General features: G+C 58.2%; 19 protein-coding genes. 4 read left to right on the top strand and 15 right to left on the bottom strand.

The genetic code is table 11. The features are described from left to right. Window positions 1-162: 162 nt before the first annotated feature. From AB9N64_RS26475 to mtnA, 14 genes are all read right to left on the bottom strand, one after another. Complete coding sequence (locus AB9N64_RS26475; RefSeq protein WP_103451735.1) at window positions 163-1,188, bottom strand: NAD-dependent epimerase/dehydratase family protein; 1,026 nt, start codon at window positions 1,186-1,188, stop codon at window positions 163-165. Window positions 1,189-1,241: 53 nt separating this feature from the next. After that, a complete protein-coding gene (gene tviB / locus AB9N64_RS26470; protein WP_103451737.1) occupies window positions 1,242-2,519 on the bottom strand; it encodes a Vi polysaccharide biosynthesis UDP-N-acetylglucosamine C-6 dehydrogenase TviB in 1,278 nt (425 codons plus the stop codon). Window positions 2,520-3,089: 570 nt separating this feature from the next. Continuing rightward, on the bottom strand, window positions 3,090-4,436 hold the full coding sequence (locus tag AB9N64_RS26465; protein ID WP_106111554.1) for a Wzz/FepE/Etk N-terminal domain-containing protein: 1,347 nt from the start codon (window positions 4,434-4,436) through the stop codon (window positions 3,090-3,092). 421 nt (window positions 4,437-4,857) lie between these two features. Continuing rightward, window positions 4,858-5,100, bottom strand: a complete 243-nt coding sequence (locus AB9N64_RS26460; protein WP_103451741.1) for a lipopolysaccharide assembly protein LapA domain-containing protein — start codon at window positions 5,098-5,100, stop codon at window positions 4,858-4,860. A gap of 24 nt (window positions 5,101-5,124) precedes the next feature. Continuing rightward, complete coding sequence (gene ihfB, locus AB9N64_RS26455) at window positions 5,125-5,421, bottom strand: integration host factor subunit beta (RefSeq protein WP_003189779.1); 297 nt, start codon at window positions 5,419-5,421, stop codon at window positions 5,125-5,127. Between the two features lie 130 nt (window positions 5,422-5,551). Continuing rightward, window positions 5,552-5,836, bottom strand: a complete 285-nt coding sequence (locus AB9N64_RS26450) for a hypothetical protein (protein WP_323558708.1) — start codon at window positions 5,834-5,836, stop codon at window positions 5,552-5,554. Window positions 5,837-5,996: 160 nt separating this feature from the next. After that, window positions 5,997-7,682 (bottom strand): 30S ribosomal protein S1, encoded by a 1,686-nt coding sequence (rpsA, locus tag AB9N64_RS26445; protein WP_003189774.1) that lies wholly within the window; start codon window positions 7,680-7,682, stop codon window positions 5,997-5,999. A gap of 120 nt (window positions 7,683-7,802) precedes the next feature. Further along, entirely contained in the window at window positions 7,803-8,492 is a 690-nt protein-coding gene (cmk, locus tag AB9N64_RS26440) for a (d)CMP kinase (RefSeq protein WP_003189772.1), read from the bottom strand. Further along, complete coding sequence (locus AB9N64_RS26435) at window positions 8,489-10,699, bottom strand: bifunctional prephenate dehydrogenase/3-phosphoshikimate 1-carboxyvinyltransferase (RefSeq protein ID WP_032904956.1); 2,211 nt, start codon at window positions 10,697-10,699, stop codon at window positions 8,489-8,491. The genes cmk and AB9N64_RS26435 overlap by 4 nt, the downstream gene beginning before the upstream one ends. Window positions 10,700-10,727: 28 nt before the next feature. Further along, a complete protein-coding gene (gene hisC, locus AB9N64_RS26430) occupies window positions 10,728-11,840 on the bottom strand; it encodes a histidinol-phosphate transaminase (protein ID WP_014717619.1) in 1,113 nt (370 codons plus the stop codon). Window positions 11,841-11,849: 9 nt separating this feature from the next. After that, window positions 11,850-12,944: a prephenate dehydratase gene (gene pheA / locus AB9N64_RS26425; RefSeq protein ID WP_003172650.1), complete on the bottom strand. Its 1,095-nt coding sequence runs from the start codon at window positions 12,942-12,944 to the stop codon at window positions 11,850-11,852. Then, window positions 12,944-14,029, bottom strand: coding sequence for a 3-phosphoserine/phosphohydroxythreonine transaminase (serC, locus tag AB9N64_RS26420; RefSeq protein WP_020302498.1), 1,086 nt, complete (start codon window positions 14,027-14,029; stop codon window positions 12,944-12,946). The genes pheA and serC overlap by 1 nt, the downstream gene beginning before the upstream one ends. Before the next feature lie 242 nt (window positions 14,030-14,271). Then, complete coding sequence (gene gyrA / locus AB9N64_RS26415; RefSeq protein WP_014717617.1) at window positions 14,272-16,926, bottom strand: DNA gyrase subunit A; 2,655 nt, start codon at window positions 16,924-16,926, stop codon at window positions 14,272-14,274. Window positions 16,927-17,350: 424 nt separating this feature from the next. Further along, window positions 17,351-18,421, bottom strand: coding sequence for an S-methyl-5-thioribose-1-phosphate isomerase (mtnA, locus tag AB9N64_RS26410; protein WP_371359787.1), 1,071 nt, complete (start codon window positions 18,419-18,421; stop codon window positions 17,351-17,353). 109 nt (window positions 18,422-18,530) lie between these two features. On the opposite strand from mtnA, the gene AB9N64_RS26405 reads away from it, so the two are divergent. The 4 genes from AB9N64_RS26405 (at window position 18,531) to AB9N64_RS26390 (ending at window position 22,200) form a co-directional block, all read left to right on the top strand. Then, window positions 18,531-19,862 (top strand): TRZ/ATZ family hydrolase, encoded by a 1,332-nt coding sequence (locus AB9N64_RS26405; RefSeq protein WP_032902666.1) that lies wholly within the window; start codon window positions 18,531-18,533, stop codon window positions 19,860-19,862. Window positions 19,863-19,926: 64 nt separating this feature from the next. Continuing rightward, entirely contained in the window at window positions 19,927-20,625 is a 699-nt protein-coding gene (gene ubiG / locus AB9N64_RS26400; RefSeq protein WP_003189760.1) for a bifunctional 2-polyprenyl-6-hydroxyphenol methylase/3-demethylubiquinol 3-O-methyltransferase UbiG, read from the top strand. Window positions 20,626-20,629: 4 nt separating this feature from the next. Continuing rightward, a complete protein-coding gene (gene mupP, locus AB9N64_RS26395) occupies window positions 20,630-21,301 on the top strand; it encodes an N-acetylmuramic acid 6-phosphate phosphatase MupP (protein WP_003189759.1) in 672 nt (223 codons plus the stop codon). A 158-nt stretch (window positions 21,302-21,459) separates the two neighbouring features. Next, on the top strand, window positions 21,460-22,200 hold the full coding sequence (locus tag AB9N64_RS26390) for a YciK family oxidoreductase (protein WP_014717613.1): 741 nt from the start codon (window positions 21,460-21,462) through the stop codon (window positions 22,198-22,200). A gap of 134 nt (window positions 22,201-22,334) precedes the next feature. Here the strand turns inward: AB9N64_RS26390 and AB9N64_RS26385 are convergent, their stop codons facing one another. Then, window positions 22,335-23,849, bottom strand: coding sequence for an ABC transporter substrate-binding protein (locus AB9N64_RS26385; protein ID WP_371359786.1), 1,515 nt, complete (start codon window positions 23,847-23,849; stop codon window positions 22,335-22,337). Between the last annotated feature and the right edge of the window lie 19 nt (window positions 23,850-23,868).

Raw genomic sequence — 23,868 nt, 5'->3', positions numbered from 1 at the left:
CCTTACAAGAGGCCAACTGCTCAAGAATATTCTCAACCCGCGCTCGGACGCGGACAATAGTAAAGCCCCTCGCAATCTTCCTCACCAACGCCCATCCTGAAATTTCAGTAAAAAAGTACATACACTGAGGAAATATTATGCCTGTTCCTCTACTCCATTGGATCACTTCAAAAAGTTCGCATACCAAGGCATAGCAATTTCGATACCTTGTTTGATATCAAACTTCGGCTCATAGCCCAGCAAGGTCTGTATTTTCCCGATATCGGCCTGCGAATGGCGAACATCGCCCGCACGAAATTCCCGATAGACGGGCTCTTTCTCGTAAATAATACCACTGTTCAATAACGCCTTACGCAGGGTTGAAAAAAGTAGATTCAAATCCGTGCGACCGCTGACGGCAACGTTATAAACCTGATTACGCGCTGCAGGGCCAACCACGGTTGCGGCCAACAAATTGGCTTGGACGGTATTTTCTATAAAGCAAAAGTCCCGACTCGTCTCACCATCACCGTTAATGAAGACGTCTTCATTGTTTACCATCGAAGCTGTCCATTTTGGGATAACGGCTGCATACGCGCCTTCCGGGTCCTGTCGTTTGCCAAATACGTTGAAGTAGCGCAGACCGATTGTTTCAAACCCATAGCAGCGCGCGAAGACCTCCGCATAAAGCTCATTTACGTACTTCGTTACTGCATAAGGGGAGAGGGGTTTTCCAATAGTATCCTCTACTTTTGGCAAACCAGGATGATCGCCGTAGGTTGAGCTACTTGCGGCATATGTAAAGCTCTTTACAGTCGCATCCCGAGAAGCCACCAACATATTTAGAAAACCGTCTATGTTGGTAGCGTTGGTGGTGATAGGGTCATTCAGCGAGCGTGGTACAGAGCCCAGTGCAGCTTGGTGCAGTACATAATCAACGCCTCGGCAGGCTTGGTGACAGTCTTCCAAGTTGCGAATATCGCCTTTGATAAAGCTGAAACGTGCCCAACGCGCAGCCGAAACAGTGGTCCGCACCTCATCAAGATTACGCTGATGCCCGGTTGCAAAACTATCCAGCCCGACAACGACTTGGTCAAGATTTAGCAAGGTCTCCAACAAATTTGAACCAATGAAGCCTGCCACTCCCGTGATCAGCCAGGTTTTTGGTGCAGCTGGAAGCGTTTGCAATAGTGTTTCGTAGCGGGTCATCAGTATTAGCTCTTTCGAAGTCGATTTAATGGGCGATATTCAGTGCCCAAACTTTAAAGTCGGATATCCGATTCTTCACGACTCAATAAATATTTTAGGTCATAAAGGATATGCTTGGCCTTGCCAAAATTTCGAATATTGCCGGCACCAAGCTCACGAAACTCATTATGCGCCACCGCCAATACGACACCATCATAAACGCCTTGCGCTGGCGCTTTAATAGGCGTAATACCATATTCGTGTTCAGCCTCAGCAACACTAACCCAAGGGTCGTAAACATCAACCGCAATGTTGTATTCGGCAAGTTCGCGTACAATATCGACAATACGAGTATTACGAAGATCCGGACAGTTCTCCTTGAACGTCAGCCCCATGATCAGTACACGGGCACCATCCACGTGTATGCGTTGCTTGAGCATAGCCTTGACCAACTGGGAAACCACATAGGCGCCCATGCCGTCATTCAGCCGACGACCGGCCAGGATGATTTCAGGGTGATAGCCAATAGACTGCGCTTTATGGGTCAAATAATACGGGTCAACCCCTATACAGTGCCCCCCTACAAGACCCGGACGAAATGGCAGAAAGTTCCATTTGGTGCCGGCGGCCTGAAGTACTGCTTCAGTATCAATGCCCATCTTGTTAAAAATAATGGCCAATTCATTGATAAGCGCAATATTTAAATCGCGTTGAGTATTTTCAATCACCTTGGCAGCTTCGGCCACTTTGATGCTGCTTGCTTTGTGGGTGCCGGCGGTAATTATCTGATTGTAAAGCGCATCAACCAAGTCAGCAGTTTCTGGCGTGGAGCCCGAAGTGACTTTTTTTATCGTCGTAACGCGATGCTCTTTATCCCCGGGGTTAATACGTTCCGGACTGTAGCCTGCATAAAAATCGACATTGAATTTCAGGCCCGAGACCCGCTCAAGAACCGGAACACAATCCTCCTCGGTTGCGCCTGGATAAACGGTGGACTCGTAGATGACCAAATCGCCTTTTTTGAGCACCTTACCGATGCTCTCAGAAGCCTTAATCAGGGGAGTCAAATCCGGCTGATTGTATTCATCAATTGGAGTCGGCACCGTTACTACGAAGGTATTGCAATTTTCCAGCTCACTCAATTCACAGCTAAAGCTCAGTAGGCTCGCTTCTTTCAATTCTTCGTCAGAAACCTCCAACGTCGCGTCGTGCCCTTCTTTCAACGCTTGGATACGAGGCTGGCTGATGTCAAACCCGACCACCGTCCGGTGCTTGCCAAACTCCACGGCAAGGGGCAAGCCAACGTAACCCAGGCCGATGATAGCGAGTTTAATATCTTCCATTTTTTGCATAATCAAAGCCTAAATAATCCAAAGAATTCAGAGTTTTCTGGGACAGCAGCCGCTACATTACCTTGGCAGACTGCCACTCAGGTGTTGGTTTTCGGTCACCGACCTATCCCAGAGGCGAGCCTTACCTTCCATCCAATTGTTCGCTCTGTACGTGCTTCGCCGCGCACAATATCCGGCTGGCAACAATACCAAAATTGCGAACTGCTCTCGCGACGCCGTGCCGACCGGTCGTTCTATACAGCCTGCGCACATTGCTACCGTTGTTCCCCAAGCGCCCTCTCCGGCACTCAGACACCGCATGCTATTGAGAGCGCTTCAAGCGGAAAAGTCTCCCCCAGAACAGTATCAATCGATATGCATACATCGATAAAAATAGCCTGCATTTTAAGCGAGCGAATTGAAAACACTAGCGGGAAATCGAAGCAGATGACGCTCAGTGTCAGGGGTACGATCATACTACGTGCGCAAAGGAGAATCCGAATTGCGTTACGTTACAGCAGCTGCCTACAAGGGCGCCAGATGACGACGCCCAACCAATAGCTGAAACGCACTTGGACCGATTCAGTAGCATCAAGCAACCTTGGCGGTACGCGACTCCTCTTCCACCGCCGCTGGCGCTACGGGAGAGGGTTTACGAGCAGCAAAAACACCGCGTCGATTTATGAGCGACTCCCGAAACAATACCAATATGACACCCAGCACTAGGCCGATGATCAATCCAGCGCCTATTACCAGGGGTTTCTTCGGAAAGATAGGACTCAAAGGCTCCAATGCCTGCTTGTCGATAGCGACCAATTTCAAACGGCTCATATCGATATTCAGATTACGCAGACGAGCCTCTTCAGTTCGTATGGGTTCTACGCCGCTAAGGAATATATCTTCGTTCTCACGACTGTTAAGTACTTCGATCTGTCGATTGGACTCAAGCAATTGCAGCTCTTTGGCAATCTGTGCGATACGCCCTTCAGTGAAATCATCCGATTTGCGCTGCAGCAAAGCCGATCGCTCGGCCTCAAGGGCCTCGAAGCCCATGAAATATTGGGGAATAGCTTGGTTGTTGATTTCAGTACGGATGGTACTGGAAGCCCCGCTACGATCAGAGTCGCCGAGAGACGATGGCGTAGAGGGCTTTCTGATACCTAGAGATTTGGCTATACCTATGGATTCATTCAACTGCGCCATTCGGTCCATCCGCTGGGTCTTGAGTTGAGCCCTCAGCGCCTTAAGCTCATCGCGCAATTGTGCTCGGCGCATCACATCGGACTCCGTCAACGAGGCGATTTTGGCCTCCTTGTCGGTATCATAACTCGCACGAGCGGCGAGCATCTTGGCATTGAGTTCGTTCAACCGATTCTTAACTATCACGCTCAGATCCGCAGCGATCTGCTGGCGCTCAATCCCAATCGCATAGTCAATAAAACCGTTGAGGATCGATACGCCATCCACACCTTTCGGATAATTCATCTGAAGTTTGATGTACGCGCTGAGCGAGTCGGCTTTTTTAGGGTCAGGCAGTACCAGATCAATGGATTTTCGATTGAATTCTTCGAAGCTCTGCTCCAGGGTACGCCCAGGCCGCACGAATGCCTCAAATAGCTTTTGATTGGCGCGAAAAAAACCCAGACGCGTGTCATATGACTCTAAAGATGCGCCCACTCTCAACAATGCCTCTCCCGGCGGGAGGTTATACACATCAGACCGGTTGAGCGCGTCCAACTCATTAATTGCCGCAGGACGCAGCACACTGCTGACCTGATATTCAGGCGTTACCAGAAAGGCGTATGCTGCGGCAATCAGGCCAGCCAATGCAATGACAAGCACAATAAGCTTTTTTTGCCGCCACAACGTGTGACAAAGGGCAATAAGATCAATTTCATCTGACGATGGATTCAGGGGGGCGCGGAAGCTACTACTCACAACAAAAACCTGCCTTCAAGGAGAAACTGCGGGCTCGTTATGCAGACTAGATTGTGTGTTTTTTATTCTATTTGGATGACCGCAAAAATCCGGCGTCTCTGCCAGATTTTTAGCGCACAAAATGCCCGTTATCGAGAACAGATTGCATTTTGCCATCTCCCCCATACATTACAAGTATTGACATGACTGTAGGATGATTCTTAAAAGGGCAGAAATAAGTGTAAAAGAAACTCGCCTGCTGGGAGGAGACGATGGCTAACGAGGAAACATAAGGGAATGCTCAACGATACTGAGCAGTCTTAGGCCACCACAAGCGCCGTAGCAGAAAAATGGCGCAGAAACATAAAGCCATTCAGAGAAAAAAATCTGACAGACGGTCGCGTGAATCTTTAGGCTTTTTGTAAAGAGGCCAGCACCTTTTCTATAGACGTGTTGCAGGTCGGGGTTTAGAACGCCGGCTACGAACCAGCATCCCCAACACCGGCCCAATCAACATCCCCACAATCAAAGCCACCACCACAAACACCGCCACCGGCATCTGCGCAGTACTCCACCCCAGGAATGACAGCGCCACGCCCTGCTGGTTCTCCAGCACAAACGCCAGAACCACCAAAGCCGCAAGCACTGCAATCAACACCGCAACAACGCGCTTAACCCCACGCATACCCTTCTCCTTTCCCAAAAACACTCAGACGCCTTCTTCCTCTTCTTCGTTCACCCGATCGCGCAATTCCTTGCCCGGTTTGAAGTGGGGAACGAATTTGCCGTCGAGGCTGACGGATTGGCCGGTTTTTGGGTTGCGGCCTACGCGTGGTGCGCGGTAGTGCAGGGAGAAGCTGCCGAAGCCGCGGATTTCGATGCGATCTCCGGTGGCCAGGCATTGGGACATTTGCTCAAGCATGGTCTTGATAGCCAGCTCTACATCCTTGGATGAGAGCAGCCCTTGATGGGTGACAATTCGTTCGATCAACTCCGACTTCGTCATATTTTTCCCTTCTTTTTCAAGCAGCTAGGAAAAGCGCTCCGAAGGTTTTAGCATGAGTTGATGAATTTGAACAGCCCATGTGTCAACTTATCTGGGGCTGAATAAACACGCTCAGCAAGCAGCCAACCCCTTACTTACAGATCACCAACATGGTCCGCGTCACCGCGCCAGCAGGGTTCCAGCCGAACAGGTAGTCGCCCTCTTCGTCCTCTGCGTCGCTGGAGCGGGTTATGACCTTGTAGCCCTGCATCTTGCACTCACGGGCAGCGCGCTTTTCGCACCTTTCCCACTTGTTGCCCAGGCCAGAGCAGTCGACCTCGATGCCGCTGACGCCGCGCTTCGCGTGTGTCTTGGCACTGGTGGAGGAGCAGCCTGCAAGCACCAGCAAGGCGAGTATTACGATAATTCTGTTCATTCAAACCCTTATTGAGTCAGCAATGCGAAATAGCCGTTTTCAAGACTATAGTCAGTTCTGACATTGGGCTGAATGCCTTGGTTCGGTGCAGTTGCTTCATCAAATTTCAGGCACAAAAAAGGGCGACCGAAGTCGCCCTTTTTCTACAGCTTTACAGAACTTAGTTCTGCTTAGCCATTGCCTGGCGCAGCAGTGCCGCCATAGTGGTGTCAGCAGCAGCTTCCGGAGCAGCTTCTTTCAGGCTCTGGATAGCTTCTTTCTCTTCCACTTCGTCTTTCGACTTGATGGAGAGCTGAATCACGCGGCTCTTGCGGTCAACGCTGATGATCTTGGCTTCTACTTCCTGGCCTTCTTTCAGTACGTTGCGCGCGTCTTCAACGCGGTCACGGCTGATTTCGGAGGCTTTCAGAGTCGCTTCGATATCGTCGGCCAGAACGATGATGGCGCCTTTGGCGTCAACTTCTTTCACAGTGCCTTTAACGATGGCGCCTTTGTCGTTCTCTTGAACGTACTCGGAGAACGGATCGCTTTCCAGTTGCTTGATGCCCAGGGAGATGCGCTCGCGCTCTGGGTCAACCGACAGGATAACGGTGTCCAGCTCGTCGCCCTTCTTGAAACGACGAACAGCTTCTTCGCCAACTTCGTTCCAGGAGATGTCGGACAGGTGAACCAGGCCGTCGATGCCGCCGTCCAGACCAATGAAGATACCGAAATCGGTGATCGACTTGATGGTGCCGGAGATTTTATCGCCCTTGTTGAACTGGCCAGAGAAATCTTCCCATGGGTTAGATTTGCACTGCTTGATGCCCAGGGAGATACGACGACGCTCTTCGTCGATGTCCAGAACCATAACTTCCACTTCGTCGCCGACTTGTACGACTTTCGAAGGGTGGATGTTCTTGTTGGTCCAGTCCATTTCGGAAACGTGTACCAGGCCTTCCACGCCTTCTTCCAGCTCTGCGAAGCAGCCGTAGTCGGTCAGGTTGGTAACACGCGCGGTTACGCGGGTGCTTTCTGGGTAACGAGCTTTGATAGCAACCCATGGATCTTCGCCCAGCTGCTTCAAGCCCAGGGAAACGCGGTTACGCTCACGATCGTACTTCAGAACCTTGACATCGATCTCGTCGCCAACGTTGACGATTTCGGAAGGATGCTTGATACGCTTCCAAGCCATGTCGGTAATGTGCAGCAGGCCATCGACGCCACCCAGATCGACGAATGCGCCGTAATCGGTGAGGTTCTTGACGATACCTTTGACTTGTTGGCCTTCCTGCAGGGATTCCAGCAGAGCTTCACGCTCGGCGGAGTTCTCTGCTTCCAGCACGCTGCGACGGGAAACGACAACGTTGTTGCGCTTCTGGTCGAGCTTGATGACTTTGAATTCCAGTTCTTTGCCTTCCAGGTGCGTGGTGTCGCGCACTGGACGAACGTCGACCAAAGAACCTGGCAGGAACGCACGGATGCCGTTAACGTCGACAGTGAAGCCGCCTTTAACCTTACCGTTGATAACGCCCTTGACCACTTCTTCAGCTGCGAAGGCTGCTTCGAGAACAATCCAGCATTCAGCGCGCTTGGCTTTTTCACGGGACAGCTTGGTTTCACCGAAACCGTCTTCAACCGAGTCCAGAGCAACGTGAACTTCGTCACCGACATTGATAGTCAGGTCACCAGCATCGTTGTAGAACTGTTCCAGCGGGATCAGAGCTTCAGACTTCAGACCAGCGTGAACGGTTACCCAGCGAGCTTGGTAATCGATATCAACGATAACACCGGTGATGATGGAGCCTGCCTGAAGGTTCAGGGTTTTTAGGCTTTCTTCAAAGAGTTCCGCAAAGCTTTCGCTCATTTTAATTCCTGTTGATAAGGGCGAAGAATACGCCCATCTCCACACCCCAGACGGTGTGGGTCAGTTTCAGTTAAAAGAAGCCACCGCAGGACTATGACTGGTCCCCTGCGGCCTTCTTGATCACCCGGCGATATCGCGAATGGCGATTTCACTCATGATGCGTTCCAGCACCTGCTCGATGGACAACTCCGTGGAATCCAGCTGTATGGCGTCAGCCGCCGGCTTGAGCGGGGCTACCGCACGCTGGGTATCACGCTCATCGCGTGCACGGATCTCATCTAGCAGACTCGACAGACTAACACCATCGACTTTGCCCTTCAACTGCAAGTATCGGCGGCGTGCCCGTTCCTCGGCGCTGGCGGTCAGGAAAATCTTCAGCGGCGCCTCGGGAAACACCACAGTGCCCATGTCGCGGCCATCGGCCACCAGGCCCGGCGCCTCCTGGAATGCGCGCTGGCGCTGCAGCAGCGCCTCGCGCACGGCGGGCAGCGCAGCCACTTGGGAGGCGCCCGCGCCGATACTCTCGGTGCGAATCACATCGCTGACTTCATCACCTTCCAGAATGATGCGCTGCAACTGACCCTCGGTCGCCGCAATGAACTGCACATCCAGATGGGCGGCAAGTTTCGTCAGCAATTCTTCGTTGGTCAGGTCCACGCCATGGTTGTGCGCAGCAAACGCCAGCAGGCGGTACAGCGCGCCAGAATCCAGCAGGCACCAACCCAGGCGCTTGGCCAGAATGCCAGCGATTGTGCCTTTGCCCGAGCCGCTAGGCCCGTCGATGGTAATCACCGGTGCTTTGATATTCACAATTGAGCCTCTTGGGCAACACGGATGCCGACTTGGGCACACAGTGTCAGAAAGTTCGGAAAAGACGTAGCAACATTGGCGCAGTCAAGGATACGAATAGGCGCCATCGCCCGCAGGGAAGCCACACTGAACGCCATGGCAATCCGGTGATCGCCATGGGCATGCACTTCACCGCCGCCCATCGGGCCACCGTCAATGATAAGCCCATCAGGCGTGGGTTCACACTTCACGCCCAGAGCCAACAGACCGTCGGCCATCACCTGGATGCGATCGGACTCCTTGAGGCGTAGCTCTTCGGCCCCGCGTAAAACAGTACGCCCCTGAGCGCAGGCTGCGGCAATAAACAGCACGGGAAACTCATCAATCGCCAACGGCACCAGGGCCTCTGGAATCTCGATACCCTTGAGCGCGGCAGCACGCACACGTAAATCCGCAACCGGCTCGCCGCCCACCTCACGCTGATTTTCGAGGGTGATATCAGCCCCCATCAGCCGCAGGATGTCGATCACACCGGTGCGGGTCGGGTTGATACCGACATGCTCCAGCAACAGCTCGGAGCCTTCGGCAATCGAGGCCGCCACCAGGAAAAACGCCGAAGACGAAATATCCCCCGGCACTTCAATACGCGTAGCGGTCAACCCATGCCCCGACGCCAGCGACGCCGTCGCGCCCTGCACCGCCACCGGGTAGCCAAAGCCGCGCAGCATGCGCTCGGTGTGGTCGCGGGTCGGTGCGGGCTCGGTCACCGAGGTTTTACCCTCAGCGTATAACCCCGCCAACAACAGGCAGGATTTCACCTGGGCACTGGCCATGGGCAGTACATAGTTCAAGCCTTTGAGCGATTGCCCGCCACGAATGCTCAGTGGCGGACGCCCGTCCGGCCCGGTCTCGATGATCGCGCCCATTTCACGCAGCGGCTTGGCCACGCGGTTCATCGGGCGCTTGGACAGCGAGGCATCGCCGGTCAGCACGCTGTCGAAGCACTGCGCCGCCAGTACACCGGCCAACAGGCGCATCGACGTGCCGGAATTGCCCACATAGATCGGCCCCGGCGCAGCCTTCAGGCCCTGCAGGCCGACGCCGTGAATGGTCACGCGCCCATGGTGTGGGCCCTCGATCACCACGCCCATGTCGCGAAAGGCCTGCAAGGTCGCCAGGGCGTCCTCACCCTCAAGGAAGCCTTCCACCTCGGTCACACCCTCGGCCAACGAGCCCAGCATGATCGAGCGATGGGAGATCGACTTGTCACCCGGCACGCGGATGCGCCCGCTCAAGCGGCCACCCGGGCTGGCGATGAAGGTCAGATCATCGGTGTTCACTGCGGTTTCCATATAGGCCCGGCGTGCGAGAATCTTGCTGAAATGTTCACGCGCCACCCGCGCACGGGTGAACACGCCCAGCAGCTGATGGCCGTCTCCCGCATCCACCGCGTCGCGCAAGGCGTCGAGATCACTGCGGAAGGTGTCCAGGGTGCGCAACACCGCTTCGCGATTGGCGAGGAAGATGTCGTGCCACATCACCGGATCGCTGCCGGCAATCCGCGTAAAATCGCGGAAGCCGCCGGCGGCGTAACGGAAAATCTCGAGGTTCTCGTTGCGCTTGGCCAAAGAATCCACCAAGCCAAATGCCAGCAGATGCGGCAAGTGGCTGGTGGCTGCCAACACTTCGTCGTGACGCTCGACCTGCATATGCTCCACATCCGCGCCCAGCTCGCGCCAGAGACGATCCACCACCGCCAACGCCGTGGGATCGGTTTGCGCAAGCGGCGTCAGGATGACCTTATGCCGACGAAACAACTGCGCATTGGAGGCCTCCACCCCGCTCTGCTCGGAGCCAGCAATGGGATGGCCCGGTACAAAGCGCGGCGGCATGCCACCAAACGCCAATCGTGCCGCACGCACCACGTTGCCTTTGGCGCTGCCCACATCGGTAAGGATCGCTTGCCCGAGGTCCATGCCTGCCAGTACCGCCAGCAACTTCTCCATGGCCAGGATCGGCACGGCAAGCTGGATCACATCCGCGCCCTGGCACGCAACGGCCAGGTCCGCCTCACAGCGGTCCACCACGCCCAACTCCACCGCCAACGTGCGCGACTGCGGGTCGAGGTCCACCCCCACCACTTCGCCACATAGCCCGCTTTCACGCAGGCCTTTGGCGAAGGAACCACCGATCAACCCCAGACCGACCACCACCAGGCGACCGATCATAGGCACAGCAGGTTGCAATGCAGTGACATCAACCACGGGCCAGAACCTTGGCCAGCGCCTCAAGGAAGCGGCTGTTCTCAGCCGGCAAACCGATGGTGATACGCAGGTGGTTCGGCATCCCGTAGTTGGCTACCGGGCGTACGATCACACCCTCGCGCAGCAAGCCCTGGAACACCGGCGCGGCCACTTGGCCGAGGTCGACGCAGATGAAGTTGCCCTTGGACGGAATCCAGCCCAGGCCCAGCTCACGAAAGCCTTCCTGCAATTGCAGCATGCCGCTTTCGTTGAGGCGACGGCCTTCTTCCAGGTATTCGGCATCCTTCACCGCCGCACAGGCGGCCGCCAGGGCCAGGCTGTTGACGTTGAACGGCTGGCGCACGCGGTTCAGCACATCGGCCACCACAGGCGTGGACAAGCCATAACCGACACGCAACGACGCCAGGCCATAAGCCTTGGAGAACGTACGCGACACCAGCAGGTTCGGGTAGGCCGCAAGGAAATCCAGGCCGTCGGGCAGGTCGCTGCCTTCGGCGTACTCGATGTAGGCTTCGTCCAGCACGACCAGCACATGCTGGGGCACGTCCTGCAGGAATTCGTTCAGTGCCTGCTCGTCAAACCAGGTGCCGGTCGGGTTGTTCGGGTTGGCGATAAACACCACGCGAGTCTGGGCATCGATGGCCGCCAGCATCGCCGGCAGGTCATGGCCCCAGTCCTTGGCAGGAATCACGCGGGCATCTGCCCCCACCGCCTGGGTCACAATCGGGTAGACCGCAAACGCGTGCTCGCTGAACACCGCATTCAAACCTGGCGCCAGGTAGGCACGGCCGACCAGCTCAAGGATGTCGTTGGAGCCGTTGCCCAAGGTCACTTGATTCAACTCGACCCGGCACTTGTCCGCCAGTAGCGACTTGAGGGCAAAACCGTTGCCATCGGGATAACGGGTCAGCTCGGCCAGCTCTTCACGAATCGCCGCCAACACTTTGGGGCTCGGGCCCAGCGGGTTTTCGTTACTCGCCAGTTTGACGATCTTGGACGGGTCCAGATTCAACTCGCGGGCCAACTCGTCCACAGGCTTGCCTGGAACGTAAGGCGAGAGTTGTTGCACGCCCGGCTGCGCCAGGGCGAGGAAATTGCCACTCATGTCAAAGCCTCACAAAACCGCTTTCGGGTAAGAGCCCAGCACCTTGAGTGCCACGGCTTCCTGACTGATCTTCTCCAGCACGCCCTTGACCAGCGGGTCGCGGTGATGGCCGATGAAGTCGATAAAGAACACGTAGGTCCACTTACCGCTGCGCGAAGGACGAGTCTCGATGCGCGTCAGGTCAATCCCGTTATCGTGGAACGGCACCAGCAGCTCATGCAGCGCGCCGGGTTTGTTGCTCATGGAAACGATAATTGAAGTCTTGTCGTCGCCGGTGGGCGGCACTTCCTGGCTGCCGATCATCAAAAAGCGCGTGGAGTTATCCGGGCGGTCTTCGATCTTCTCAGCCAGGCGCGTCAGGCCGTAGAGGCCCGCGGCCATATCGCCGGCAATCGCCGCCGAGTTCCACTCACCCTTGACCCGCTTGGCCGCTTCGGCGTTGCTGGACACCGCCACGCGCTCGACATTCGGGTAATGGGCGTCCAACCACTTGCGGCACTGGGCCAGGGACTGGGCATGGGAGTAGATACGGCTGATGCTGTCGGTCTTGGTGTTTTCACCCACCAGCAGGTGGTGGTGGATACGCAGCTCCACCTCACCGCAGATCACCATGTCGTGCTCGAGGAAGCTGTCCAGGGTGTGGTTGACCGCGCCTTCGGTGGAGTTTTCCACCGGCACCACGCCAAAATTCACCGCACCGGCGGCGACTTCACGGAAGACTTCGTCGATGGCCGCCATCGGCTTGCTGATCACCGCGTGGCCGAAGTGCTTCATGGCCGCCGCCTGGGTGAAGGTGCCTTCAGGGCCGAGGTAAGCCACTTTCAGCGGCTGCTCCAGCGCCAGGCACGAAGACATGATTTCACGGAACAACCGCGCCATCTCTTCGTTGCCCAACGGCCCCTTGTTGCGCTCCATCACACGCTTGAGCACCTGGGCTTCACGCTCGGGGCGATAGAACACCGGCACTTCGCCTTCCGCCAGCGACGCCATTTTCACCCGTGCCACTTCCTGGGCGCAGCGCGCACGCTCACTGATCAGCTCCAGGACCTTCTCGTCCAGGCTGTCAATGCGTACGCGCAGGGCCTTGAGTTCTTGCTCAGACATTAGCCGTGTTCCTTCTCGAACTCTGCCATGTAGGCAACCAGCGCATTGATGGCGTGGATGTCGACGGCGTTATAAATGGAGGCGCGCATGCCACCCACCGAGCGGTGGCCCTTGAGGTTCAGCAGGCCGCGTTCGTCGGCGCCAGCCAGGAACGGCTTGTCCAGGCGGTCGTCCGCCAGGCGGAACGGCACGTTCATCCACGAGCGGTCGCTGAGGTTGATTGGGTTGCTGTACAAGCCGCTGGCGTCGATGAAGTCGTACAGGACGCGCTTCTTCTCTTCGTTGAGCTTGCCCATGGCCGCGACACCGCCCTGCTCCTTGAGCCATTCGAATACCAGGCCCGACAGGTACCAGGCAAACGCCGGCGGGGTGTTGTACATCGAGCCGTTATCGGCCGCGACCTTGTAGTTGAGCATGGTCGGGCACAGGGAACGGGCGCGGCCCAGCAGGTCTTCGCGGATGATATTGACCAGGATGCCGCTCGGGCCGATGTTCTTTTGCGCGCCGGCGTAGATCATGCCGTATTTGGACACATCGATCGGACGCGAGAGGATGTCCGAGGACATGTCGCACACCAGCGGAACGTCACCTACTTGCGGCACCCAATCAAATTCCAGGCCACCGATGGTTTCGTTCGCGACGTAGTGAACGTAGGCCGCGTCTTTGGACAGCTTCCACTCGTTCTGACCGGGAATGGCGAAGTAGTCGTAGGGCTTGGCGGTGCCTGCCACGTTGACATGGCCGTAGCGCGAGGCTTCTTCGATAGCCTTCTGACCCCAGATACCGGTGTCGATATAGTCGGCAGTCCCGCCTTCTGGCAGCAGGTTCAGCGGTAACTGGGCGAACTGCTGGCTCGCACCACCTTGCAGGAACAGCACTTTGTAATGGGATGGGATGTCCAGCAAGTCGCGCAGGTCCTGTTCGGCCTTGTTGGCGATGGACACGAACTCATCGCTGCGATGGCTCATTTCCATCACGGAGAGGCCTTTTCCATGCCAGTCGAGGAGTTCACCCTGCGCACGCTGCAGGACTGCTTCAGGAAGCGCCGCGGGACCGGCACAGAAGTTATAGGCTCTCTTGCTCACATCCAATCTCACTCTGATCTGGTGGGGCTGCAATCATGTCAGCAACGCCCTCATTCTGGAGCGGACATCTGTGGGAGCTGGCTTGCCTGCGATAGCAGCGCCGCGGTATCACTGAATGACCGAGGCGCCTGCATCGCAGGCAAGCCAGCTCCCACATGGACCGCGTCCAGGCAAAGGGCGCTGTGTTTCATAGGGGACAAACAACAAGGGGGCGAATCTTCATCCGCCCCCTGTGTGTCCGCTTATTCCTGCGGTTCTTCTTCGTCTGCGGCAGCGTCGAGGGTTGGCTCGTCAACGTTGTCATCGCCAGCTGCGATCACCTCGCCTTCGAATTCCTCACCTTCGAGCTCTTCGCCTTCGACTTCCGAAGGCTCCTGCACACGCTCCAGGCCGACCAGTTTTTCGTCCTTGGCCAGCTTGATCAGGGTCACGCCCTGGGTGTTACGGCCCAGGCTCGACACTTCCGCCACACGGGTACGCACCAGGGTGCCCTGGTCGGAAATCAGCATGATCTCCTCGCCGTCGAGCACCTGCACCGCGCCGACGAGACGGCCGTTGCGGTCGTTGCTGACCATGGCGATCACGCCCTGGCCGCCACGCTTGTACTCCGGGAACTCACTGATGGCGGTGCGCTTGCCATAACCACGCTCGGAAGCGGTGAGGATCTGGCTGCCTTCTTCCGGGATCAGCATCGAAATCAGCTTCTGCCCTTCCGGCAGGCGCATGCCGCGTACACCGCGGGCGGTACGGCCCATGGCTCGTACGTCGGATTCCTTGAAGCGTGTGACCTTGCCGCCATCGGAGAACAGCATGACTTCGCGCTCGCCATCGGTGATGGCTGCGGAAATCAGCACGTCGCCTTCGTCCAGTTCCAAGGCGATCAGGCCCACGCTGCGTTGACGGCTGAAGGATTCCAGCGGGGTCTTCTTCACGGTGCCTTTGGCGGTGGCCATGAAGATGAAGTGACCTTCGGTGTATTCCTCGACCGGCAGCATGGTGGTGATGTATTCGTCACTGTCCAGCGGCAGCAGGTTGACCAACGGACGACCACGGGCAGCGCGGGAGGCCTCCGGGATTTCGTAGGTCTTGAGCCAGTACACCTTGCCTTTGCTGGAGAACAGCAGCAGCGTGGTGTGGCTGTTGGCGACCAGCAGGTGAGCGATGTAGTCCTCATCCTTCACGCCGGTAGCCGATTTACCTTTACCGCCACGACGCTGGGCCTGGTAGGCCGCCAACGGTTGGGTCTTGGCATAGCCACCGTGGGAGATGGTCACCACGCGCTCTTCTTCCGGGATCATGTCACCCAGGGTCAGGTCCAGGCGCGCATCGAGGATTTCGGTGCGGCGCACGTCGCCGTATTCGGCGCGGATCACTTCCAGTTCTTCGCGGATCACTTCCATCAGGCGCACAGCGCTGCTGAGGATGCGGATCAACTCGCCGATCTGGTTGAGGATCTCCTGGTACTCGGCCAGCAGCTTCTCGTGTTCAAGGCCGGTGAGGCGGTGCAGGCGCAGTTCCAGGATGGCCTGGGCCTGTTCTGGCGACAGGAAGTACTTGCCTTCACGCAGACCGTATTGCGGGTCCAGGGTCTCGGGGCGGCACGAGTCGGCGCCAGCGCGCTCAACCATCGCGACCACGGCGCTGGATTCCCAAGGTGTGCTGATCAGCGCTTCCTTGGCTTCCGACGGGGTTGGCGAGGCCTTGATGAGGGCGATCACCGGGTCGATGTTCGACAGCGCAACCGCCTGGCCTTCCAGGATATGGCCACGCTCACGGGCCTTGCGCAGTTCGAACACGGTGCGGCGGGTGACCACTTCGCGACGGTGACGCACGAAGGCTTCCAGCAGGTCCTTGAGGTTCAGGATGCGCGGGCGGCCGTCGATCAGGGCAACCACGTTGATACCAAACACGCTTTGCAGCTGGGTCTGGGCGTAGAGGTTGTTGAGGATCACCTCCGGCACTTCGCCGCGGCGCAGCTCGATGACCACGCGCATGCCGTCTTTGTCGGACTCGTCGCGCAGCTCGGTGATGCCTTCCAGCTTCTTCTCTTTAACCAGCTCGGCGATCTTCTCGATCAGGCGTGCCTTGTTCAACTGGTAAGGGAGTTCGGTGATGACGATCTGCTGGCGGCCACCGACCTTGTCGATGTCTTCGATGATCGAGCGGGCGCGCATGTAAATGCGCCCACGGCCGGTGCGGTAGGCTTCGATGATGCCGGCGCGACCGTTGATGATCGCGGCGGTCGGGAAGTCCGGGCCGGGAATGTATTGCATCAGCTCATCGACGGTCAGCTCAGGGTTGTCGATAAGGGCCAGGCAACCGTCGATGACTTCACCGAGGTTGTGCGGCGGGATGTTGGTGGCCATGCCCACGGCGATACCGCTGGAACCGTTGACCAGCAGGTTGGGAATCCTGGTGGGCATGACAGCCGGGATCATTTCGGTGCCGTCGTAGTTCGGCACCCAGTCCACGGTTTCTTTGTGCAGGTCGGCCAGTAGCTCGTGCGCCAGCTTGGTCATGCGCACTTCGGTGTATCGCATGGCCGCGGCGTTGTCGCCGTCCACCGAACCGAAGTTACCCTGGCCGTCTACCAGCAGGTAGCGCAGGGAAAACGGCTGCGCCATCCGAACGATGGTGTCGTACACCGCAGTGTCGCCGTGAGGGTGATACTTACCGATCACGTCACCGACAACACGGGCAGATTTCTTGTACGGCTTGTTCCAGTCGTTACCCAGCTCGCTCATCGCGAACAGCACACGCCGGTGCACGGGCTTCAAGCCATCGCGCGCATCAGGCAGTGCCCGACCGACAATTACGCTCATCGCGTAGTCGAGGTAGGACTGTTTCAGCTCGTCTTCGATATTGACCGGGAGGATTTCTTTGGCCAGTTCGCCCATGAGAAGCCTGATTCCTTTTTCGGGTGAAACCTCGTCACATCCATTCGGGACGAACGAAGCTCGCCGCTGCCGGCACGGTGCCTGACAACGACTTACGACAAATCAACGAGTTATGACACGGATCTGCACGTTATAGGCCACCCCTCGGGGGAGCCCTGGAAACCGCCGGATGTTATCACAATCGCCGCCACGCACCTATCCCCCTGATGCGCATGGAGGCTAGTAATTTGACGGATGACAGGCTTGAAGGGGACGAGAGGGGCTCAGAGGCGCGATGGTGCTTTTTTGCGAGGGTGGAATGCAGACGCCTTATTGACTTCAAGGGCCAATCGCAGGCAAGCCAGCTCCCACCTTTGATGTGTGAACACGGTTGAAGGTGGGAGCTGGCTTGCCTGCGATAGAGCCCCCACAGCCACCGACACCCTCAATGCAGGCGCTTACGGCACATCAACTTGGCCAGTTTGGCAGTGTCTGGCCGCTCGACAATGCCTTTTTCGGTGACGATCACGTCGATCAGGTCCGCAGGGGTCACATCAAACACAGGGTTAAACGCCGCGATATCCAACCGCTGCCCATCCACCTCAAGCAACTCACTCATATCGCGCTGCTCCAGCGCAACATCCTCCCCCGTAGCCATCATCAAATCGAGGGTCGAACTCGACGCCACCACCATAAAACGCACGCCATGGTGCATGGCACACACGGCCAACTGATAAGTGCCGATCTTACTGATCACATCGCCATTGGCCGCAATACAGTCAGCCCCCACCACCACCCAGGTCACGCCTTTGGTCTTGAGGATATGCGCCCCGGCGGAGTCGGCATTCACCGCCACCGGGATGCCCTGGCCCGCCAACTCCCACGCTGTAAGACGGGAGCCTTGCAGCCAGGGGCGGGTTTCATTGACATAGACCTGCTCGACCAGCCCCTCCAGATACGCGGCATGAATCACCCCGAGAGCTGTGCCAACGCCGCCGGAGGCCAACGCCCCGGCGTTGCCATGGGTGAGGATCGCCTGGGCATTGCCCTGGTGCTTGCGAATCCGCTCCATGCCCAACTGGGCCATGACCACGTTGGCCTCCCGGTCGCTCTCATGGATCGCGACGGCTTCGGCTTCCAGCGCCACCAGCGGGTCGGCGTGCTGCTTGAGGCGGTCGAGGCGGTCGCGCATGCGCTGCAAGGCCCAGAACAGGTTCGATGCGGTCGGTCGGGTATGGGCCAGCAAGCCGTAGTCTTCTTCCCATGCAGCCTGCCAGTCACCACCCTCGGCGATACGCTCGCGGGCGGCCAGGACCAAGCCATAGGCGGCGCAGATGCCGATAGCCGGCGCGCCCCGCACCACCATGGTGCGAATGGCGTCGGCCACCGACTCAACGGTACTGCAGGCCACCCATTGCGTCCGGGACGGCAAAACGCGCTGATCGAGCAGGTGCAGCGAGCCATCACGCCATTCGATGGCCTTCACTTTGTCTGCAGCCAACAGTCGGTCGCGCATCCCTTACCCCGCACTCATGAACAAAAGCCGCCGATTATAGCGATCCGCCAGCCAGGACGCTCGGGTATACTTCGCCCTTCTTTTATAGCTGCCTGGGAAGAAGCCTGCGATGACCTCCACTGCCGCCCCGCTCGACTTGTTGCTGCTGCCGACCTGGCTGGTACCCGTCGAGCCCGCTGGCGTGGTGCTCAAGGAGCATGGCCTGGGTATCCGCGACGGCTGCATTGCCTTTATCGGGCCACGGGACGCGGCGTTGAAGCTCGCGGCGCAAGAGGTGCGTGAACTGCCCGGCATGCTGCTCAGCCCCGGCCTGGTCAATGCCCACGGCCATGCCGCCATGACCCTGTTCCGCGGCTTGGCCGACGATTTGCCACTGATGACCTGGCTGGAAAAGCACATCTGGCCCGCCGAAGCCAAGTGGGTCGATGAAGCGTTCGTGCGCGACGGCACCAACCTGGCCATTGCCGAGCAGATCAAGGGCGGCATCAGCTGCTTCTCGGACATGTATTTCTACCCCAAGGTCGCCAGCGACTGCGTGCACAACAGCGGTATGCGTGCGCAGATCGCACTGCCGATCCTCGACTTCCCGATCCCCGGCGCCAGCAGTGCCGACGAGGCGATTCGCCAGGGTATCGAGTTGTTCGGCGACCTCAAGCACCACCCGCGCATCAAAATCACCTTCGGCCCACACGCCCCGTACACCGTGTGCGATGCCAACCTGGAAAAAATCCGGGTGATCGCCGAAGAGCTGGACGCCGCGATCCATATGCACGTTCACGAAACCGCCTTTGAAGTGCAGCAAGCCGTCGAGCAGACCGGCGAGCGGCCATTGGCGCGCCTGGCTCGCCTTGGCTTGCTGGGCCCGCGCTTTCAGGCCGTGCACATGACCCAAATCAGCGAAGACGACCTGGCTTTACTGGTAGAAAGCAACACCAGCGTCATTCACTGCCCGGAATCGAACCTGAAACTGGCCAGCGGCTTTTGCCCGGTGGAGCGCTTGTGGCAGGCTGGCGTCAACGTGGCCATCGGCACCGACGGCGCCGCCAGCAACAATGACCTGGATCTGCTTGGCGAAACCCGCACGGCGGCGATGCTGGCCAAGGCCGTGGCCGGTTCGGCCACTGCGCTGGATGCCCACCGCGCCTTGCGCATGGCCACACTCAACGGCGCCAGGGCGATGGGCCTGGACAGCCAGATTGGCTCCCTGGAAGTCGGCAAGGCGGCAGACATCGTCGCTTTTGATCTTTCCGGGCTGGCGCAACAACCGATCTACGATCCGGTCTCACAGCTTATATATGCCACCGGGCGCGATTGCGTGAAACACCTTTGGGTTGCCGGCAAGCCATTGCTCGACGACCGGCAATTGACCCGCATGGATGAACAACAGTTGACCGCCACGGCCATTGCCTGGGGCCAACGCATCAGCGGGCACAGCGAATAACGACGCGGCTGAAGCCTTGGGTTCAGCCGCGACACACCGACTTATCAGATTCAGAGGATTCACCATGAGCAACGTCGACCACGCCGAAATCGCCAAGTTTGAAGCCCTTGCCCATCGCTGGTGGGACCGCGAGAGCGAATTCAAGCCCTTGCACGACATCAATCCACTGCGGGTCAATTGGATTGACGAGCGCGTCAACCTGGCCGGGAAGAAAGTGCTGGACGTCGGTTGCGGCGGCGGCATCCTCAGCGAAGCCATGGCCCAGCGCGGCGCCACCGTCATGGGCATCGACATGGGCGAAGCGCCGCTGGCCGTAGCCCAGTTGCACCAGCTCGAATCCGGCGTGAGCGTGGAATACCGCCAGATCACTGCCGAAGCCCTGGCCGAGGAAATGCCCGAGCAGTTCGACGTGGTCACCTGCCTGGAAATGCTCGAACACGTGCCGGACCCGTCCTCGGTGATCCGTGCGTGCTTCCGTATGGTCAAGCCCGGCGGCCAGGTGTTCTTCTCCACCATCAACCGCAACCCCAAGGCCTACCTGTTCGCGATCATCGGCGCTGAATACATCATGAAGCTGCTGCCGCGCGGCACCCATGATTTCAAGAAATTCATCCGCCCTTCCGAGCTGGGTGCGTGGAGCCGCCAAGCCGGGCTGACCGTCAAGGACATCATCGGCCTGACCTACAACCCGCTGACCAAGCACTACAAGCTGGCCAACGATGTTGACGTCAACTACATGATCCAGACCCTGCGCGAGGAGTAAGCCTGTGAAGTTGCGAGCGGTTCTCTTCGACATGGACGGTACCCTGCTGGACACCGCGCCGGACTTTATCGCCATCTGCCAGGCCATGCGCGCCGACCGCGGCCTGGCGCCGATCAACCCGCAGCACATCCGCGATGAAATTTCCGGTGGTGCGCGGGCGATGGTCGCGGTGACCTTCTCGATGGACCCGGAGTCGCCGGGTTTTGAGGAACTGCGCCAGGAATTCCTGGAGCGTTACCTCAAGGATTGCGCAGTCCACAGCAAGCTGTTCGACGGCATGGCCGAGCTGCTGGAAGACATCGAGAAAGCCAAGTTGATCTGGGGTGTGGTCACCAACAAGCCGGTGCGCTTTGCCGAACCGATCATGCAACGGCTGGGCCTGGCCGAGCGTTCGGCCGTGCTGATCTGCCCGGACCACGTGAAAAACAGCAAGCCGGACCCGGAGCCGATGATTCTGGCGTGCAAGATGCTCGACCTGGACCCGGCCAGCGTGTTGTTCGTGGGCGATGACCTGCGCGACATCGAATCCGGCCGCGATGCTGGTACGCGCACGGCGGCGGTCACTTATGGCTATATCCACCCGGACGACAACCCCCGCCACTGGGGCGCGGATGTGGTGGTGGATCACCCGCTGGAATTGCGCAAGGTGCTGGATAACGCGCTGTGCAGTTGCTGATGGTTCGAAGCAATGTGGGAGCTGGCTTGCCTGCGATAGCGGTCTGCCAGCCAGCACATTTGGCGACCGGTCGTCCGCCATCGCAGGCAAGCCAGCTCCCACAGGATATGGACTCCACTTCGAGAGCTGTATCACCTTGAAATTTGTCGAGGCTATTTATGTTTGATTACTCTGCCCCTCCAGAACTGCTCAAAGGCCGGATCATCCTGGTAACCGGCGCCGGTCGCGGGATTGGCGCGGCAGCGGCGAAGACCTATGCCGCCCATGGCGCCACCGTGCTGTTGCTGGGCAAGACCGAAGCCAACCTGGCCCAGGTGTATGACGAGATCGAAGCCGCCGGCCACCCGCAGCCGGTGGTGATCCCGTTCAACCTGGAGACCGCCCTGCCCCATCAATACGATGAGCTGGCAGCGATGATCGAAAAGGCATTCGGCCACCTCGACGGTTTGTTGCACAACGCCTCGATCATCGGCCCGCGCACGCCCATCGAGCAGTTGTCCGGCGAGAACTTCATGCGGGTGATGCACGTCAACGTCAACGCGATGTTCATGCTGACCAGCACTTTACTGCCGTTGCTCAAGCTGTCCCAGGATGCGTCGGTGGTATTCACCTCCAGCAGCGTCGGGCGCAAGGGCCGTGCTTATTGGGGTGCCTATGGCGTGTCCAAGTTCGCCACCGAGGGGCTGATGCAAACCCTGGCCGATGAACTGGAAGATGTGGCCGCAGTGCGCGCCAACAGCATCAACCCGGGCGGCACCCGCACCAGCATGCGCGCCCAGGCGTACCCAGGGGAAAACCCGATGGAAAGGCCGGCGCCGGAAGAGATCATGCCGGTGTACCTGTACCTGATGGGGCCGGACAGTGCGGGCATCAATGGCCAGGCCTTCGATGCGCAGTAAGCCCTGACACACCGCAAAACAAAGGTGGGAGCTGGCTTGCCTGCGATAGCATCACCGCGGTGTCACTGAAGCACCGAGGTGTCTGTATCGCAGGCAAGCCAGCTCCCACATTGCTTTGTGGTGTACTCAAATACTCAGTTTTTGACCACTTCCTCAAGGGTGAAGCGCCCCAACGGGTTCTGCAGGAAGTTGCTTACGTTCTTGCGTGAGATGTTGATGTACGGGCTGTAGTACAGGTCAATCCAGTTCACATCCTGTTTGGCCAGTTTCTGCAACTCCACATACATTTGCTCACGCTTGGCCGGGTCTGCCTCGATCCGCGCAGCCGCCACCAAGGCCTTGACCTGGTCGTTCTTGTAGCGGGTCATGTAGTTCTGGTTGGTATCGTGGCCCAGCACGAAGGTGGTTTTCTGGTCGGGGTCGAGGATGTCGTTGGTCCAGTACATCACCGAAATATCGTACTCACCGTCTACCAGCATCTGCCAGCTTTGGGTCGGGTCGACTTTTTGCAGGTTGGCGGTCACACCGACCTTGGCCAGCTGGTCTTTGATGATTACCGCGATCTGCTCGTCGGCCTCGTTGCCGGCGTTGACCACGTAGTTGAGCTTCAAATCCTGGGCACCTGCAGCGGCCAGCAGCTTCTTGGCTTCGGCCGGGTCGTACGGGCGTTGCAGGTTGTTGGCGTAGTGGTACAGCGAGCCCTTTGGAATGTAGGAATAAGCCACGGTGCCTTGACCGTAAGTGACGGCTTTGACCAGCGATTGCTTGTCGATGGCCATGTCCAGGGCCTGGCGCACTTGCGGCTTGGCCAACAAGCCGTGCTCGTGGTTGATCAACAGGTGATCTTCACGGGTGGACGGGTCGGCGTGGATCACCACGTTCTGGTCTTTTTTCAGTTCCTCGACCCGGGAGAACGGCACGAAGATCGCCGTGTCGAGTTCGTTGTTCTGCACCATGCGCATGCGCGTGTTGTCATCGGTCACCGACACCCATTCCACGCCGTCCAGGCTCACGCTGCCGGCCTGCCAGAAATTCGGGTTTTTCTTCAGGATCACGCGGTCGCCCTTGCGCCACTCGTCCACGGTAAACGCGCCGGAGGTCACCGGGTTTTCCGAGTAGGCGTCTTCGCCCATCTTGGTCATGGCTTTTTCCGACAGGATCGACACCGTTGGCGACGCCAGTTGCGAGAGGAAGGCCACCGCCGGGGTTTTCAAGGTGACCACCAGGGTCTTGGCATCGCTGGCCGTGGCGGTGTTGATCAGGCTGAACGGGTCGCTCCACAAGGAGGCCTTGTTGTCGCGGATGCGCAGCAGGCTGAATGCGGCGTCGGCGGCAGTGATCGGCGAGCCGTCAGAGAACTTCGCCTCGCGCAGCTTGAAGGTGTAGGTCAGGCCATCCTTGGAAATGTCCCAGCTTTCGGCCAGGCCCGGTTCCATCTTGGTGCCCAGGTTATCCACGCGCACCAGGGTGTCGTAGACGTTGGCAAATACCCAGGTGTCGCGGTTTTGCGCGCTTTTGATCGGGTCGAAGGTGGTGCTGTCTTCACGGCAGCCGATGGTGAGCACACCGGAGGCCTGTGCCAGGCCGGCGGTCAGCGACCAGGCCGTGAGGGTAGCGGCGGCGAGCAATTTCAAGTGGCGCGAGTGCATATCACAACTCCTTGTTAAT

Source organism: Pseudomonas sp. KT_2_4 (assembly GCF_041410225.1).
In the GTDB taxonomy this organism is placed as follows: domain Bacteria; phylum Pseudomonadota; class Gammaproteobacteria; order Pseudomonadales; family Pseudomonadaceae; genus Aquipseudomonas; species Aquipseudomonas paracarnis.
Note: the sequence above shows the minus strand (reverse complement) of the source record. Positions and strands in the feature narration are given on the sequence as shown.

Coding starts and splice junctions, on each gene's coding strand:
- AB9N64_RS26475 (WP_103451735.1), bottom strand. CDS start 1,188: ATGACCCGCTACGAAACACTATTGCAAACGCTTCCAGCTGCACCAAAA.
- tviB (WP_103451737.1), bottom strand. CDS start 2,519: ATGCAAAAAATGGAAGATATTAAACTCGCTATCATCGGCCTGGGTTAC.
- AB9N64_RS26460 (WP_103451741.1), bottom strand. CDS start 5,100: ATGCGTGGGGTTAAGCGCGTTGTTGCGGTGTTGATTGCAGTGCTTGCG.
- ihfB (WP_003189779.1), bottom strand. CDS start 5,421: ATGACGAAGTCGGAGTTGATCGAACGAATTGTCACCCATCAAGGGCTG.
- AB9N64_RS26450 (WP_323558708.1), bottom strand. CDS start 5,836: ATGAACAGAATTATCGTAATACTCGCCTTGCTGGTGCTTGCAGGCTGC.
- rpsA (WP_003189774.1), bottom strand. CDS start 7,682: ATGAGCGAAAGCTTTGCGGAACTCTTTGAAGAAAGCCTAAAAACCCTG.
- AB9N64_RS26435 (WP_032904956.1), bottom strand. CDS start 10,699: ATGATCGGTCGCCTGGTGGTGGTCGGTCTGGGGTTGATCGGTGGTTCC.
- hisC (WP_014717619.1), bottom strand. CDS start 11,840: ATGAGTGGCAATTTCCTCGCCCTGGCGCAGCCGGGCGTGCAACAACTC.
- pheA (WP_003172650.1), bottom strand. CDS start 12,944: ATGTCTGAGCAAGAACTCAAGGCCCTGCGCGTACGCATTGACAGCCTG.
- gyrA (WP_014717617.1), bottom strand. CDS start 16,926: ATGGGCGAACTGGCCAAAGAAATCCTCCCGGTCAATATCGAAGACGAG.
- mtnA (WP_371359787.1), bottom strand. CDS start 18,421: ATGCGCGACCGACTGTTGGCTGCAGACAAAGTGAAGGCCATCGAATGG.
- AB9N64_RS26405 (WP_032902666.1), top strand. CDS start 18,531: ATGACCTCCACTGCCGCCCCGCTCGACTTGTTGCTGCTGCCGACCTGG.
- ubiG (WP_003189760.1), top strand. CDS start 19,927: ATGAGCAACGTCGACCACGCCGAAATCGCCAAGTTTGAAGCCCTTGCC.
- AB9N64_RS26390 (WP_014717613.1), top strand. CDS start 21,460: ATGTTTGATTACTCTGCCCCTCCAGAACTGCTCAAAGGCCGGATCATC.
- AB9N64_RS26385 (WP_371359786.1), bottom strand. CDS start 23,849: ATGCACTCGCGCCACTTGAAATTGCTCGCCGCCGCTACCCTCACGGCC.